This window comes from Campylobacter concisus, assembly GCF_902460665.1.
Taxonomy (GTDB): domain Bacteria; phylum Campylobacterota; class Campylobacteria; order Campylobacterales; family Campylobacteraceae; genus Campylobacter_A; species Campylobacter_A concisus_AL.
On record NZ_CABPUR010000002.1, the window covers coordinates 342,203 to 358,043 of the forward strand.

Annotated in this window: 21 protein-coding genes; 4 read left to right on the forward strand and 17 right to left on the reverse strand. The window is 35.9% G+C overall.

The features are described from left to right. Position 1: 1 nt before the first annotated feature. The 3 genes from yidD to rpmH are packed head-to-tail and all read right to left on the reverse strand — an operon-like array spanning position 2 to position 797. Positions 2-343, reverse strand: coding sequence for a membrane protein insertion efficiency factor YidD (yidD, locus tag F3G66_RS05035; RefSeq protein WP_149707354.1), 342 nt, complete (start codon positions 341-343; stop codon positions 2-4). Then, entirely contained in the window at positions 340-675 is a 336-nt protein-coding gene (gene rnpA / locus F3G66_RS05040; RefSeq protein ID WP_080658720.1) for a ribonuclease P protein component, read from the reverse strand. Before rnpA ends, yidD begins: the two co-directional genes overlap by 4 nt. Beyond that, positions 663-797, reverse strand: coding sequence for a 50S ribosomal protein L34 (gene rpmH / locus F3G66_RS05045; RefSeq protein WP_002940373.1), 135 nt, complete (start codon positions 795-797; stop codon positions 663-665). Before rpmH ends, rnpA begins: the two co-directional genes overlap by 13 nt. Before the next feature lie 122 nt (positions 798-919). Here rpmH and F3G66_RS05050 point away from each other — a divergent pair, with 122 nt between their 5' ends. Further along, positions 920-1,573, forward strand: a complete 654-nt coding sequence (locus F3G66_RS05050; protein ID WP_149707355.1) for a uracil-DNA glycosylase family protein — start codon at positions 920-922, stop codon at positions 1,571-1,573. Further along, positions 1,570-2,820 (forward strand): hypothetical protein, encoded by a 1,251-nt coding sequence (locus F3G66_RS05055; RefSeq protein ID WP_149707356.1) that lies wholly within the window; start codon positions 1,570-1,572, stop codon positions 2,818-2,820. Before F3G66_RS05050 ends, F3G66_RS05055 begins: the two co-directional genes overlap by 4 nt. A gap of 43 nt (positions 2,821-2,863) precedes the next feature. Here the strand turns inward: F3G66_RS05055 and F3G66_RS05060 are convergent, their stop codons facing one another. From F3G66_RS05060 to F3G66_RS05120, 14 genes are all read right to left on the reverse strand, one after another. After that, positions 2,864-3,253 carry a YbgC/FadM family acyl-CoA thioesterase gene (locus F3G66_RS05060; RefSeq protein ID WP_149707357.1) on the reverse strand — a complete coding sequence of 130 codons (390 nt, stop codon included), beginning with the start codon at positions 3,251-3,253 and terminating at the stop codon, positions 2,864-2,866. 9 nt (positions 3,254-3,262) lie between these two features. After that, positions 3,263-3,415 carry a hypothetical protein gene (locus tag F3G66_RS09435; RefSeq protein WP_188115843.1) on the reverse strand — a complete coding sequence of 51 codons (153 nt, stop codon included), beginning with the start codon at positions 3,413-3,415 and terminating at the stop codon, positions 3,263-3,265. A gap of 10 nt (positions 3,416-3,425) precedes the next feature. After that, positions 3,426-4,619, reverse strand: coding sequence for a Cj0814 family flagellar-dependent secreted protein (locus tag F3G66_RS05065; RefSeq protein ID WP_149707358.1), 1,194 nt, complete (start codon positions 4,617-4,619; stop codon positions 3,426-3,428). Positions 4,620-4,735: 116 nt separating this feature from the next. After that, positions 4,736-5,260, reverse strand: coding sequence for a threonine/serine exporter family protein (locus F3G66_RS05070; RefSeq protein WP_149707359.1), 525 nt, complete (start codon positions 5,258-5,260; stop codon positions 4,736-4,738). Further along, on the reverse strand, positions 5,253-6,035 hold the full coding sequence (locus F3G66_RS05075; protein WP_149707360.1) for a threonine/serine exporter family protein: 783 nt from the start codon (positions 6,033-6,035) through the stop codon (positions 5,253-5,255). Before F3G66_RS05075 ends, F3G66_RS05070 begins: the two co-directional genes overlap by 8 nt. Next, entirely contained in the window at positions 6,019-6,498 is a 480-nt protein-coding gene (locus F3G66_RS05080) for a DUF4149 domain-containing protein (RefSeq protein ID WP_149707361.1), read from the reverse strand. Before F3G66_RS05080 ends, F3G66_RS05075 begins: the two co-directional genes overlap by 17 nt. A 10-nt stretch (positions 6,499-6,508) precedes the next feature. Then, the gene (gene prmC, locus F3G66_RS05085) at positions 6,509-7,321 is read right to left on the reverse strand and encodes a peptide chain release factor N(5)-glutamine methyltransferase (RefSeq protein ID WP_149707362.1); all 813 of its coding nucleotides are present in this window, start codon (positions 7,319-7,321) and stop codon (positions 6,509-6,511) included. Then, positions 7,311-8,513 carry a M48 family metallopeptidase gene (locus tag F3G66_RS05090; protein ID WP_149707363.1) on the reverse strand — a complete coding sequence of 401 codons (1,203 nt, stop codon included), beginning with the start codon at positions 8,511-8,513 and terminating at the stop codon, positions 7,311-7,313. The genes prmC and F3G66_RS05090 overlap by 11 nt, the downstream gene beginning before the upstream one ends. Positions 8,514-8,524: 11 nt before the next feature. After that, the gene (locus F3G66_RS05095) at positions 8,525-9,898 is read right to left on the reverse strand and encodes a sodium-dependent transporter (protein ID WP_149707364.1); all 1,374 of its coding nucleotides are present in this window, start codon (positions 9,896-9,898) and stop codon (positions 8,525-8,527) included. A 382-nt stretch (positions 9,899-10,280) separates the two neighbouring features. After that, entirely contained in the window at positions 10,281-10,538 is a 258-nt protein-coding gene (locus tag F3G66_RS09625; protein ID WP_223154218.1) for a hypothetical protein, read from the reverse strand. 106 nt (positions 10,539-10,644) lie between these two features. Further along, complete coding sequence (locus F3G66_RS05105) at positions 10,645-11,445, reverse strand: 3'-5' exonuclease (RefSeq protein ID WP_149707365.1); 801 nt, start codon at positions 11,443-11,445, stop codon at positions 10,645-10,647. After that, positions 11,442-12,089: a ribulose-phosphate 3-epimerase gene (gene rpe, locus F3G66_RS05110; protein ID WP_087576873.1), complete on the reverse strand. Its 648-nt coding sequence runs from the start codon at positions 12,087-12,089 to the stop codon at positions 11,442-11,444. The genes F3G66_RS05105 and rpe overlap by 4 nt, the downstream gene beginning before the upstream one ends. Positions 12,090-12,098: 9 nt before the next feature. Further along, entirely contained in the window at positions 12,099-13,421 is a 1,323-nt protein-coding gene (locus F3G66_RS05115; protein WP_188115829.1) for a hypothetical protein, read from the reverse strand. Between the two features lie 47 nt (positions 13,422-13,468). After that, positions 13,469-14,215 carry a hypothetical protein gene (locus F3G66_RS05120; RefSeq protein ID WP_149707367.1) on the reverse strand — a complete coding sequence of 249 codons (747 nt, stop codon included), beginning with the start codon at positions 14,213-14,215 and terminating at the stop codon, positions 13,469-13,471. 175 nt (positions 14,216-14,390) lie between these two features. On the opposite strand from F3G66_RS05120, the gene rpmB reads away from it, so the two are divergent. Further along, positions 14,391-14,582, forward strand: a complete 192-nt coding sequence (gene rpmB, locus F3G66_RS05125) for a 50S ribosomal protein L28 (RefSeq protein ID WP_021090707.1) — start codon at positions 14,391-14,393, stop codon at positions 14,580-14,582. A 23-nt stretch (positions 14,583-14,605) separates the two neighbouring features. After that, positions 14,606-15,736, forward strand: coding sequence for a potassium channel family protein (locus F3G66_RS05130; protein WP_021090478.1), 1,131 nt, complete (start codon positions 14,606-14,608; stop codon positions 15,734-15,736). Positions 15,737-15,841 lie beyond the last annotated feature (105 nt).

Sequence of the window (15,841 nt, forward strand, 5' to 3'; positions counted from 1 at the left end):
TTTAATTTTTTTCCTTTAATTTATCTAATACTTTTACGACATAAAATTTACTATTCCGACAAGGGACAAACCAAAAATTTACATTTTTGGTATCACTTTTTTGAGATATAAAACATAAGTTAAATTTTTTGTAGATGATTGGGTAATTGATACCGCCTTCGAAAAGTTGATTGCATCTTAAAATTCGCATAAATGTTGCAAAAAAAGCAGAAAAAAAACTATTTGTTTGAAATTCCCAAATCGCGTATTGTGAACAAGTCGGATAATAGCGACAGCTTTTTGGTAGAAGTATGGAAATATATTTTTGATAAAAAGCGATAGCTTTAATCGCAATTTTTTTCATTTTAAACATCCCATTTTTTTTGTAGACCAACTTAAATTTTTACAAATTTTTTCAAATGAAATTTCTGTAATTCCATTTTTTGCGATCATAATATATGTGCCATCTTTTAATTCACTAGAAATGTTAAAAAAAGCGGCTCTCAAAAGTCTTTTAGCTCTATTTCTAACTACCGCTTTTCCTACTTTTTTACTAGCAACTACTGCTATTTTTTTTTCATTTGTTGGTTTATAAAAAATAATGCAAGCATCACAATGCCACTTGCTAGCCTCTTTATAAACTTGAGAGAATTCTTTTGAGCCGCTTAACGACTCAAAACCAGCTAAGCAGCCAATCTTTTTCTACCTTTGGCACGTCTAGCGTTTATTACCTTTCGGCCATTTTTAGTTTTCATTCTTAAGCGAAAGCCATGAGTGCGTTTTTTAGGGGTTTTATGAGGTTGATAAGTCCTTTTCATTTCTATCCTTAAAGTTAATATAAAAAGTGGGATTTTATCAAAGCAATACTTAAATTCCTTTGAATAACTTAGCTTAAAAAGCCACAACTCAAACTTTAAGCAAATCAAGTTATAATCCAAAAATGAATTTTAATAAAGATAATAGGCTTTTAAAAAAATTATTTTTCTTAAAACTAATTGGCTATAAGTTTATTGATAAGAATTTTCTTAGTCTAAGCAATTATCATGATTACAACAATATTGATGAGCTAAACCGCGAAGTAAAAAAATGTTCTCTTTGCTCTTTGCGAAATAGCTCAAAAGGCGTAACAGCTGGCATCGGTAATGAAAATAGCAAAATTATGTTTATATTATTTTCTAAAAAAAGTGATTCTTATGAAAATAACAGTAAAAAATTTTTAGAAAATGCCATAAAAAATAGTTTAAATTTAGATATAAAAGAAATTTATATAAGTTCTCTACTTCGGTGTGAAATTTCACAAAGTGATGATAAAAGTCCGATTTTAAGCCGTTCTATTGAGCTTTGTCGTCCTTATTTGTTTGAAGAGATTAGGCTGATAAAGCCAAAGATAATTGTGACTTTAGGAGAGAAAGCTTTTATGCATTTATACCCAAATTTATTGTTAAAAGGTGGATTTTCAAGCATAAGAGGTAGTATTTTAAAAAATGAAAATAGCCTTATTTTGCCAACGTTTTCGCCAGAGTGGATCAGCAAAAATCCTAGTTTTGAAAATATTTTTATAGATGATTTAAGAAAGATCAAAGGAGTGATATGAGAAAAATTTTACTTTTTTTAGCCATTTTTTCGACTATTTTTGCATCGCAAGATGAGATAAATTTTGAGAGTAATGTTACAAAAAACCAAAGTATATCAAGCATACCTCCAGCAAAGATTACTTATATAAATTTAGAACCAGAATTTTGTGATAATGCCTGCTTAAATGAGCTTATCAAGGCTGATTTACTGGCTAGTTTTATGGCGAGATTTGAACCAACAAAAATAGACGATAACGCTCTTTTAGAGCTTTATATCTCTCTTGGTGGTGAAGCTATTTTAAAAGTTAATAAAAGCGGCAAAATCGCTGTAATCATTCCACAAAAGATTATAAAATCTTATGCAAATGTTGTATCAAATGCGGTCTTGAGCTATGTCTTAAAGCAAGACGCAGATATCGAGATCAAATTTATAAATAGCAACGATGAAAGCCCACAAAGTCTTACAAATGCTATGCAAACGGCTAGGGCCCAAGGCTTTAATTATTTTATCGCAGCCCTTACATCAAATGGTGCAAACATTATAAATTCGCTAGTTCTATCAAATGAGCTTATCTACATTCCAAGCGTTCATAGCTCCTTTATCATAAATCCAAAGCCAAATTTGATCTTTGGTGGCATTGATTATAAAGAGCAAATTTCAGCTTTGCTAGCTTACTCGAACGAAAAAATAGTTGCATTTGACGATGGTAGTTCATTAGGACAAAAGCTAAATGAATATGTCCGCATGCAAAGTAGCGATTATCATGAAGCCTCTATCGTAGGCAAAGATATAAATTTAAATGACACTTTAAGTAAAAAATCCAAATTTGATGACGCAAGTATATTTTTAAACATCCCAATCGTCAAAGCTTCTCTTGTAGCAACGCAGATGAGGGGCTTTGAGATAAAACCATACGCACTTTTAAGCACACAGATAAATTTTTTACCAAATATTTTTAATGCCATCGCGCAAAGAGATAGACAAAATCTTTTCATCGCAAACTCACTAAGTCCTGTTAACGACTTATTTTTGGGACTTGGTGATCTTTTTGATGTAGATTTTAGATATTCGCAAATCGGCTATTCAAGCGCTTTTGGTGCCGAGTACATATACACAAATTTTATAGATAAAAGTGCTGATAGAATTTTTACCGAAAGGGTTGAAAACTCTCAAGTCTTATATGGAGTTAAAATTTATAACGCAAAAGGCGACTACTTTGACGAAGCAAATCAAGAAATTTTGCTCGATCAAAATAGCTCAATGTAAAAGCACAAAGTGGCTAAAGTTAAATTTTTAATTTAGCCACGATCTAAAATTTAGAATTCTCCAAAAATTTCTTTATCTCGTCATTTATCTTAGCAAGCTTCTCTTCTTTCATAAAGGCTAACGTAATCGTCGCCCTAAAAAGTAGCTTTTCGGCATTTTTATCATCAAATTTATAAATTTCTTGTTCCAAAACAAGACTAGCTTTTTTAAGCTCTAAAATTTTGGTTCTAACAAATACTTCATCGCCAAGCACAGCAGAAGCTATAAATTTAGCCTCAAGCGACAAAACTACAAAGTATCCGCCCTCTTTTGTGAAATTTAGCCCAGCCTTAAAAAATGCTTCGCTTCTAGCTCGCTCGCAAAATTTAATGTAGTTTGTATGATAGACTATGCCGCCAGCATCGGTATCTTCGTAGTAGATTCGTATTTTCACAGCCACTCCTTAGGCTTTTAGATTAAGGCACATTTTACTGATTTTTCTTAAAAGACCCATTATATCCGCCTCTTTTTCCTCGCGTGCTTTTAAATTTCGCTCGTGAGCGCTACTAAAATCATAATTTGCGTTTGCATTAAATCCGTTTATGCCGCTTATCATATTAATCCTTTTAAGCCTTTATATCCACGCTCTTAGCGTTAAATTTCATCATCGCCCAAAGTTCTTCTAAATTTTTTCTAGTATTTTGCTCTAGCTCTTTGTTGTATTTTCTGTTTTTATCTAGCATCTTTTGCGTTCGCTTTTCTTGCCTGGTTAGCTTTTCTAGGCGTTTTTGCGCCTCTTTCATATCCTCTTGCATTATTTCAAAGAGGCTTTTTGATTCTTTGCCGTCGGAAGTTATGTTAGAGTTGCCGCTTAAGGCAGTGCTACCGGGCAAAAGCGACTCTTGCATTTTTTGAAATGTTAGTACATATTCTCGGTAATCCTTGCTAAGCCCGTCAAGCTCGCTTTCTTTGATGCCGTAGATGTTGCGCGAATCAATAAAGGCGTCCAGCTTTTGTCTGTATTCTTTACCGCTTATGCTTTTGTCATAATCTTGCATCTTGCCCCAAACCGTAGTTTCCCCCTCTCGTACGTCTAAATTTGAGTTTATTACGGCTGCTATCAAGCCTCCTTTGGTTATACTACCGTCAGGGTTGGTGTATCTTTCGCCGTGAGGATTTATAAACACGCTCACGTTTTCGCTCTCTTTGCCGCCGTTATTGTTATCAAAGATATTGGTTGACGGCTTATATTGCGGCGTTGTTGTTAACGCATGATATGAACTATTAAAAAATAGCGTTTCCATATTGGTTTTTCCAGACTTATCGTCAAAGGCGCTACGTACCGACGCATAGTCGTAGATGTTTTTATTTACTTTAGTTACTTTTAGACTTGATTTCTCGTACTCGTATCCTTGAGGGAATTTGGCAAGGTCTTCTTTGGTAAAGCTCTCTTTTGAGTTTAGTAGCTCGTCGCCCGCTACTTGGGAGAGAATTTTATATGCATTACCGACGGTTTTTGCTATGTCGATTTTTGAAAACATTTTATTAAATGCAATAGCCTTATCATTTACGTTCACGAGAGATTTTAAGGTATCAGAGTGGATTTTGTAGTCCTTTGGGATACCTGCGGCTTCGTTAAATTCGGACGTAAAATATCCGTCCGCACCTACTTTATAGCCTAAAACTTCGTTAAATTTGTGCTCGACCGTATCCGGCTGCGAGATTTCATTTTTATATATGATTTGACTCTTTATGCTACGTTTTTCATTTAGTTGAAAATTTTTAGCGACACTAGAAAATCCGCCGATACCGCTTAACATCATAAATCCTTTTAAAATTTGGTTTTAAGCTACATCGGCAAAATTGAGAAAATATCTAGTAAAAATAATAAAAACTATCAAAAAGCCATACAAAATTTCTATGCCGAAAGTTAAAATTACTCGCGCGTCTTCCTCGCCGCTAGATCACACTTAGCGCCGCGAGTAACCATCAAGGACTGATCGTAAAATAAAATAAGCACTACCGAAACTCCGACGCCTAGGGCTAGCGAGACTGTCGTAGTCGTGATCGCGTTATCGAAAAATATGATTAGGTATTCGTTTTTCTTAGCGATATCAGGCTCGTTTAGAAACGAAAACAGCGCCAAAATGCCCTTATACGCATAGACTCCCGGCACCATCGGCAAAAGCGCGGGAAACGCGATGATTTCAGCCGGCACTTTGAGCCGTTTGGCAAAGAGCATACCTAAAATCCCGCTTAAAAAAGAGACGATGAGGGTGGCGACGCTAATGTTAAAAAATCCCATCTGTATGATCCAAAAGCGGCTAGCGTGCGCAAATGCCGCAAGCAGCGCGCAAAATACGAGAGTTCTTTTAGGCGGCGAACTAGCGTAGGCAAAGCCAAGCCCCGCCACCGCAGCAAAAGCGCCGTCTATGAGAGTCGCGGTCAAAAGCTCAAACATGTAAAATCTCCGCATTGCTAAGCGAGAGCGTGATATAGACACCAACCGCGATGCAAAGTATCAAGATGCCCGTACTCACGGCCCTGCTTATGCCTACAAGCGTGTTGTCGTTTAGGATGTCAAAGACCGAGTTTATGAGAAAAACGCCCGGCATCAAAAAGAGTATCGACGAGCCAATCGCCACGTCGCTAGTGTGTGTAAAGCCGTAAAATACGCCAAGGTAGGCGATAAAAGAGACGACGAATGACACCAAAACGTACTGGATTTTTAAATTTACGCCAATTTTAGCAAGCACGAATTTAAGGCTATATCCCACGAGCGTCGCGAAAAATACGCATACGACTGAGCCCGCATCGCCGCCAAAAAGCCTGCAAAACGCCGCATTTGCAAGGCTTATTAAAATAAGTGAGCTTGCAAATTTATGCGCCCCGATGCGCAGGACGCCCTCAAACTGCTCTTTGGCCTCGTCTAGGCTTAAATTTTCATCCAAAATCCGCCAGCTAAGCGACGAAAGCTCGGAAATACGGTTAAAACTCACCTGCCCTATCGGGATCTTTTTAACGTAGGTTCGGCGCAGGGAGTTGTCGGCCGAGTCCATCACGCTAATGGTAAAATACTTCACGAAAATCGTCACGCTAATATCGTAGCCGTAGTGTTTAGCTATGCGATCTACACACTTTTCTACACGCGCTGTGTAGGTGCCAGCGCTCACCATCGCCGTCGTGTATTCAGCTAGAAAATTTGTTAAAACTTGAATATCAGGCTTTGCGTTCATTTTGGATAATCTTAAATTTCACAAAAAATAAAATGATTTGTAAAACAAGCATGATTTTCATCACATATTCACTCGCGCTATGCATTTTGGCAAATTCAGCCGTCTGTGTCACATCGACCCCCAAATTTTGAGCATAAACTATAAAAGGCGTAAAGAAAAATACAAAGCTCAAAGCTAAAGCCAAATTTAAAAAAGCAAGCATTAACATGCTAAATTTTAGTGAAAAAATAAGCTTTTTTCTAAGATCAAATAGCTCACCAATCATTACAACTATGCTTACAAAAAGCAAAATATAATTAAATTTCAAAAATATCTTTGTCATCATTTGACCGCTCATAAAATGCGTAAGTATGCCATCTCCTATGATGTTTTGCGGGAAAAATATGACTGGCGCCACCAAGATACCAAGTGTTAGCTCAGCTCCTATAAGTACTGCTAAAAGCAAAAAATAAACTCCTCTCAAATTCTCTCCTTTATATTTTTAACTTCGCGCAAAAGCCTCTATCAAAGCCAGCCAAATCTTTGTAAAAACTATACTCAAAACCATTGGCCTCTAAAAAATTTTGCATACTTGCTTTTTGATCGTACCCCATCTCACAAGCAACGTTTTTGATATTACGATCTTTGGCTATGAGAATAATGTCTTTTAAGATTTCATCCCCTACTTCGCCTCCAAAGAGCGCACTTTCTGGCTCATTTAGTACAAATTTACTAAGTTTATAGCCTCTTGCAATATATGGCGGATTTGAAACCAAAATATCAATATCTTCTAAAATTTCATCCACATAAGAGCAGTTTAAAAATTTGATCCTCCCACCTACATCAAATTTATCTGCATTTTTTTTAGCAAGCATCAAAGCTTTTTCATTGATGTCTGTCGCTACAATATTTGCATTTGTTTTTAGAGCTAGCATGATACTAATAATGCCGCTTCCTGTGCCTATTTCTGCGATCTTTGGTTCATTATATTCGCGTGAAATTTCTATTACTTTATCCACTAAAATTTCTGTTTCAGGCCTTGGGATAAGCACTCCACTTTCCACGTAAAAATCAAGCCCATAAAAGCTAGCTTTACCAGTTATATATTCAAGAGGCTCGTAGTTTTCATACCTTTTAACTAGAGCAAAATAGCCACTCTCATCAAATTCTCTTTTTTGATTTAAAAATATCCATTCAATACTTACATCAAGATAGTTCATAAGCAAAATTTTAGCCACTCTGCTTGGATTTTGGCAAAGTGAGTTTAACCTTAAACTAGCCTCTTTAAGAGCTTCTTCAATTTTCATTTTCCAGCTCGTTTATACGCTCAAAAAGGCTTGGGTGCGAGTGATAGACGAACGCATAGAGCGGATGAGCCTTCGGGAAGGCCTTGTTTTCGCTGCCTAGTTTTTTTAGCGCGCTTATCATGTCGGCTTTGTTTGAAATTTCGCCAGCGAATCTATCGGCGCCAAATTCGTTCGCGCGGCTAAAATACGAGCTCACCGGCGAAAATAAAAACCCGAAAATCGGCGAAAAAAGCAGCAAAAACACGATCACTCCGCCGCCTCCGCTATGAAGCCCAAGCGCTTGATACGCCGCGTCAGGGATGTTGCCAAATATAAAAAACATCGCAAAAAGCATAACCGCGCTTAGAGCGATCATTTTTAGGATATCTTTATGCTTAAAATGCCCCAGCTCATGCCCCAAAACAGCGATTATCTCATCTAAGCTTAGCTTTTTAACGAGCGTGTCGAAAAGCACCACGCGTTTAGTCGTGCCAAGGCCGCCGAAATAGGCGTTTAGGCGGTTGTCGCGCTTGCTAGCGTCTATCGTAAAAACGCCGCTACTTTTAAACCCGCACCGCGCTAAAAGCCCTTCTATACGGCTTTTTAGCTCGCCCTCTTCTAGCGGCTGCATTTTGTTAAAAATTGGCGCGATGAGCGTCGGGTAGATGAGATTTATAACAAGCGCGATGGCAAAGCTTAGCAAAAATGCCCAAAGCCACCAAAAATCGCCCAAAAATCTAATGCAAAGCAGCACTAGCCACACAAACAGCGTGCCAAACACTAGCGTTAGTGCGAGCGTTTTAAGCAGATCAAGCGCAAAAATTTTAGGCGTTACGTTTGAAAAGCCGAGCTTTTTGTCTTTGACGAAGGTTTCGTAGATATTTAGCGGCAGTTCTAGCAGCGACGAAACGAGCAAAAATACCATAACCATAAAGACGTTGTCACCTATATCTCCCGTTTTATAAGCATGCCCCGATATCGCACCAAGCCCCCAGCACGCCCACATCATAAATATCACGGCGTGATAAAAAAGGCTTGCTATCTCAAATTTTTGATTGCTTATCGCTGCGGCGGCGGCGGTTTTGTACTCGCTCTGCGATAAAACGACAGCAGGCTTTTTAGCCTCTGCACGGATAAAGTCTATCTGCAAAATTGCCAGCCACGCCTTTGCGGCAACGTAAAAAAAGTAAATACCGAGTAAAAAATAAAACATATTTTTACGCCCTATTTTAAAAAATTATCATAAAACGAGCTGATAAAAAGCACCAAAATGATAAACGGTACGACAAATTTGATATACCAAAACCAGACATTTATTAGTTTTGCATGTTTTTCACTACCTTGCAAAATTTCTTTTTTTGCATCATCTTTTAGCACCCAGCCTACGAATATTGCACAACCAAATGATGTAAATACAAAAAATATCGTTGCGCTTATTGCATCATATGCATCAAAAATATTCTTACCAAAAATGCTTACATGACTTAGTATGTTTGTGGCCATTAACGAAGGTAAATTTCCTAAAACAAATATACCGCCAAGGACTAAAAATATTGCTTTTTTGCGTTTTATCTTAAATTTTTCTTGAAGTGTCGTGATTATTACCTCATATATTGGTAGCGATGTCGTAAGTGCAGCGATCATTAATAGTGTAAAAAATGCAACCGCGAAAAAACCACCAAATGGCATGTGAGAAAAAACAATTGGTAGTGATTTAAACACCAAACTTGGGCCACTATCTGGCGATACACCATAGCTAAAAAGAGAAGGAAAAATCATAAATCCTGCAAGCACGGCGATTACCGTATTTAAAATGCCTGTAATGATAGAAATTTTAACCAAACCCTCATCCTTTTTCACAAAGCTAGAAAGAGTGATCATCACACCAAATCCAAGCGAGAGTGCAAAAAATACTTGCCCCAAAACATCAACGAAAAGCTTTAAGTTTATCTTTGAAAAGTTAGGTGTCAAGTAAAATTTTACGCCCTCTATTGCACCATCAAGCGTGATATTTTTAGCGATCATAATAAGCATTAAAATAAAAAGTAGTGGCATTAAAAATTTCGCTGATCGCTCGATACCGCCGACCGCACCTTGCACCAAAATAGCGTAATTAACCAGCACAAAAACAAGTGTCGCAAAGCTTATAGCAAGTGGATTACTTACGATATTTTGTTCATAAAACACACTTGTCTCCTCAAAACTAACCACATGTGATAGGTCAAGCAAGCCAAATGAAATTTGGGCGATATAGTTTAACACCCAGCCACCAATAACCATATAGTAAGCCATAATGCCAAATGCACCAATAAGTCCCATCCAGCCAACGATCTGCCACTTTTTGCTGATCTTTTTGCCATTTATCGATCCACCAAAAGCATCCACAGCGTTGCATTTTAGGCGTCTGCCGATCGCGTTTTCGGCTAAAATCATAGGAATCCCTATAACAATCATTGCTATGCAAAATATCAAAACATAAGCACCACCGCCGTTTTGCCCGACCAAATACGGAAAACGCCACGTCGCACCAAAGCCGACCGTAGCTCCTGCAACAGCTAAAATGTATGTGAGCCTTGAACTCCAAGATTTTCTATCCATCTTTTTGCCTTTTATCCATCTTTTTGCCTTTGTGAAAAATAGGGATTATATAAAAAAATTGATTAAATTTTGCTAGCAACAAGCGGTGTTAGGATGCAAGCCCGGTTTTTTGTTAATTTTAAGAATTTTTACGAATAATTTTTCTTTCACGTTTTGTTTTTATGGACAATTTTAGACAACTGCTTAAAAATAAATTTATTAGTGTAAAACACCAAATTCCACATATCCCTCCATCGCAATGAATAATATCCAGCCCTCCTTAGAACAGCAAAAATAGTGATGTTCTGGGATATTTTCAACTACAAATTTTAAAAAATCATAAAAATACTCAGGCGCAAATTTAACTTCTATATTTGTTAAGTTGTCGCCGATGTAGCTTATATCACCACTTAAAAATTTTACTTTTGATACTTGGATTTGAGCTGAGAAATTTTTTAATGTCGGTAAATTTTTTATATTCAGCCGTTTTGTAATCTTTTAAATTTTGCAAAACTGGCTTTGAGCCAATGAAGGTAAAATTTTGCTCTATAAATTTCGCCCCATCGTTACTCACGCACCACTTATTGCTAAAATTTGATAAAAAAGCGAGCATCTCATCGTCAGCTGAGATAAAATTTGAAACTAAATTTTTCTGACTCATTTGCCTCCTTTTTTGTAAAATTTAGCAAACTGCCCACAATCCTTTAAAAACAAAGATCGCATAAAAATTAATGATTAAATTTAGGATTATGGATAATTTTTTATCGCTAATTCGCACACAAAACTGGTTCAGGTTTTAGCTTCACGCTTGGAGCTGTTTTGCTAAAGCTTATGAGATCCTCTGTCGTTTGGATACTAAAAGGCAGGCGTGTGAGGCAGACTTTAAAAATTTCAGCTGCTGCTATTGCATCATTTAGGGCTCTGTGGTGGGTATTATTTATGCCAAGAAGCTCTTTTAGCGAGCCAAGTCCGTATTTTTGTGAAGCGATAGTGCGGCGACTAAGATCGATGGTACAAAGCTTCCTATTTAGCAGCATACCAAGGCCGATCTCATTCAGGCTATGAGAGATAAAACCATAGTCAAAATTTACGTTATGAGCGATAAAGACGCTAGTTCCAAGAAAAATTTTAAACCGCTCAAGTACATTTAGTAAATTTGGCGCACCAACTAGATCGCTCGCCTTTATGCCGGTTAGCTCGGTGATATTTTCAGGCACCACATCAGCTGCCACAAAGCTTTCAAAACGCCCTATCTCAATGCCATTTTTCATTTTTATTGCACCGATTTCAATGATCTGTCCGCTCGTCGTACCGCCAGTCGTTTCGATATCAACCACACAAAATTCCTGCTCGCTAATATCTCTAAATCTTGTGCCAAGCTCGATCTCATTCTCTTCGTTTCTAGTGATGTCAATCCCAAGAGTTCGCCACATATCAAGGTCTCGCACGTCAATGAGCGACGAAATTTCTTCGATATCACTAAATCTTAAAATAAACTCATGATAGCTTAAATTTTGCCTAGCTAAAATTTCAATGCTATTTTCTAAACGCTGTTTTTTTGGTTTCAAAACTCAAGCTTTATGGCGCGGATGGCTTGTTCGTAAGAATTTGATGAGAAGATGTAGTTGCCAGCCACCAAAATATCAGCTCCAGCCTCTTCAAGATCAGGCGCATTTAATCCGTTTACGCCACCATCTACTTCGATCAGACACTTAGCGTTTTTACGCTCTATAAGCTCTCTTAGCGCCCTTGTTTTCTCAAGCACGACTGGCATAAATTTCTGACCGCCAAAGCCAGGATTTACGCTCATCAAAAGTACCATATCAACTTCATCGATAATGTGTTCGATCGCACTAACTGGCGTATGCGGATTTAGCACGATACCAGGGCCAACGCCATTTTTTCTGATGTGATCGATGAGCCTTAATGGATGCTTCTCTTCTTCGATATGAAAGGTTAGAAATTTTGGCTTTAGTGGCAAGAAAAGATCAGCAAAAAATGAGTTATTTTCAACCATCAAATGTATATCAAGTGGCTTCGTGGCTGCTTTTGCAACGGCATTTACCACAACTGGTCCGATGGTTAAATTTGGCACAAAATGTCCATCCATAACATCAACATGCACCAGATCGCACCCAGCCTCGCAAATGGCTCTTATCTCAGCTGCCAAATTTCCAAAATCAGCCGATAAAATACTAGGTGCAACATACATTTCTTCTCCTTACTTGGTTACAAATACAAAGCCTATTTCGTCATCTTTTACATCTAGTCTATTCATGATGCCTACGCTATTGTGATCGAAAAAAACATCATCGGATAAAATTTTAGGCAAGCTAACTTTTACTTTTATGCCTTTTTGCCAAAGATGAGTCAAAAATTTATCCGTAATGATACTAAAAATTTGAGAATATCCACTTAAATAATCATTTGAATCATCGCTTTCAGGCATAAAAATAGAGCAAATTTTGTCTAATTTATCTTTTTTTACTCCAAATAGCACTCTTGCGTAAATATCACCATAATACTGAACACAAATACGTAAATAATCGCACTCATTCTCCATATCAAGCGCACTAACTTTGGTATCAACGCACAAAATTTCTTCTTCTGCTAACTGTGAGATAATTTTGCTCGCAATTTGCGTCACATAAGATGAAATTTGAGCAACGCTCTTGTTGATATCTACTGGCTCTGCATCAAACTCTCTTTTTTTAAGATAAAAAATAGTGTCGTCTTTGTAAAAGTCATTTAAATTTTTATAGATAAATATATTTGCATCTTTAAGGTACGTTATTAATTCAATAGATAAATTTGATTCGTTTATGCCACAAAGCGAAATAAATGCACCTGATCTTTTGCTAATGCTAGCAAGTTTGATTAGAAATTTTGCGCCTCTTATATTTAAAGCACCAGAAATATTTACCCATAAAAGAAAAAATTTATATCCGATTTTTAGCATAATATCATGAGCTGACATATCAAAATCTTCAATAAAATCTGAGTCCATAAAACTTTTTATGGCATAAACAACGACACCATCTTTTATAAAAGTATCTATCTGATTTTGTATTAATCTCACATGATTTAGCTGCGATACTGCATGACTATATAAATTCTTTTTTTTATTAAACTCGGTTGCATCTCTAGCCTCAATCACATCAAATGAGCGATTTTTGAGATAATTAGCTAAATAGTGCTTGTACTGCTCAGTTGAGTTATAAATGAATACTTTACCATTTGCGTTATTTAGAAATTTATTTAAAAACAAGCTTGCGATATTTTCACTTTCAAACATCGAGATATTTAAAATATTCTTAACTGTTTTCATCATCAATTCATAAAAAATTTCATTGTAATCGCAAATCGCAAATACCACGCCAAGCTTTTGCGCTTCTTCGCTTAAATTTTCAATTACTCTACCAAGCCAAATAGGGCTAAAAAATGTAACATTTTTTAGTGAAAGCAGTATAGCGCTGATGTCGCGCGATGAAATTTGGTTTATATATTTTTCACTTAATTTTAATGAAACATTCTCTGCTTCCAAAAAACCAAAAGGCCTTATAATTGCCATAGAACCATTAAAAGTTAATTTCATTTTTGCAGAGCTTTTTTAATAAATATAATGGTTTGCATCTCTGGATAAACATTGATATCTAAAATTTTATCAACTCCAAAATCATAAAATTCAGGCCTGCTAGACTCATAAGAGAGCAAAATTTCAAAAAAACAAAGCATCTCTTTATCAATCTTGCTTAATGATTGCTTACTCATATTCATTGCTTTTAAAAAAATATCCCAAAGACTAAAGCCATATTTTTTTTGCAAAATTTTATTATAGCTTACGTCAGAATACGAAATAACATCTGACATACAAGATGGAAATTTCGAAAATAAATTCTCACACACTATAATACAGGCAATAGAATACGGAGCAAGTGATAAATAGCTGTATTGTTTTTCTTTAAAAGAATTTAATACTTTTAGCCAATCTGATAAAATTTTAGCATTAAGCTCGATCAAATCAACGATTTTAAAATTAAATACCTTATAAATTTTTGGAGATTTTAAAAATATAAAATAAGAAAGTACTATCGCTCTAAAAGTATCAATGCCAAGCATATTTGCTATTACTACCAAATCGTTGCCATCATAAGGAATATCAAATTTTGCACGCTTAAAAATGGAGCTAAAATAAGTTTTAAAAGATGCAATATTTTGTAAAGTAGCAACTGCCTCAGTTACATTACCAGCTAATAAAAAGTGCTCGACCTTTTCAAAAAGAGTTGGCATCTGTAAAACAAAATCAACATTTTTTTCGATCAACTCTTTACTAAGCATTTTGTATCACTCAAGATTTCTAAATATTTTTTGCTATTTATAATTTATAGACAAAGGCGTTATTTTATCTAGATTATTAATAAAAATCAATTCTTTTAAAAAAGAATCTATTTAAGCATTACTTTTGTTTGTTTTAGATAAAATCAGCAGAAATTTTTGTTTATAAGGAAAAAAAATGTCAAAAAGATGTGCGATAACAGGTAAAGGACCGATGATAGGCAACAATGTGAGCCACGCTAACAATAAAACTAAAAGAAGATTCTTGCCAAATCTTAGAACGATTCGCGTTACACTAGAAGATGGTACTACAAGAAAGATAAAAGTTGCTGCTTCTACTCTAAGAACGATGAAGAAACAATCAAACTAAGAATATAAAATGAAGAGGAATTTATGTCTTTTCTCTCAAGACTTTTAAAATTCCTCAACTGGTCAAACTCTACAAAACCAGAAATAAGCCTAGATACTGAGCTTTACGAACAATTAAAACCTTTTAGATTTCCACTAATTTCAGTCGTATTACTGTTACTTTTTGGAACATTAGGTTACGTCTTAATAGATAATTTCTCGCTAATAGATGCCTTTTACCAAGCTGGTATGACTTTTACAACAGTTGGTTTTACCGAAGTTGCTCCAATAACTCCAAAGGGCAGAATTTTTACTATCACATTTATACTTATTGGTTTTATTATATTTACACTATCGATCGGTATTGTGGTTGAGGTTTTAAAAAGAGGCACATTAATTAGCATTTTAAAGGAACGACGCATGCTTTATAGGATCGCAAGACTAAAAAATCACTTCGTTATTTGTTATCACAATCTATACACAATCGAACTTAGTGCTCAATTTCGCGAAAATCATATACCTTTTGTAGTGGTCGATGATAGAGAAGATATCGCAGAGCTAGCTCAAATTTATAAATACCCATATTTCATAAAAGCTCAGCCACATACACAAATTGCCTTTTTAAAAACACATCTATCAAGCGCAAAAGGACTTATAACTCTTAGCTCAAATATTGCTGATAACATCGCCCTTATAGCATCTGTAAGACTTTATGAAAAAGAGATAGGTCGTAGGAAGCCTTATCATATCATCACAAATGCAGAGACAGAAGACGATACGCAAAGATTAAAAAAATTAGGCGCTGACAATGTAGTAAGCCCATCTCGCTTAGTCGCGCAGCGGTTAAGTGCCATGAGCGTAAGGCCGGACATGGAAAATTTGTTAGAGCAGTTTTTGTATACAAAAAATTCACCTATCGATATAGAAGAAATTCTTGTGCCTGATTACTCTTGGATAAGATTTAAAAGATTAAAAGAGACTCATCTACGAAATATTACAAATGCAGACATAGTAGGTATTAGAGATATAAATAATAATTTTGTACCAATGCCAAATGGTGACACATTAGTAGGAACAGGATCAAAGCTTTTAGTCATCGGTACCGTTGATGGAATACGTCTAACCAAGCGTGTTGTAAAAAGCAAACACAAACCTGAAGAATTTAAATACGTATAAAATAAATTTTTCTACTCATTCTTTTTAAAAATTTAAGCAATGGCTTGGCACCTTTTTTATATCCAAGCATTTACAAAGTCTTGATAAAATTTCTCAAATTTTTAT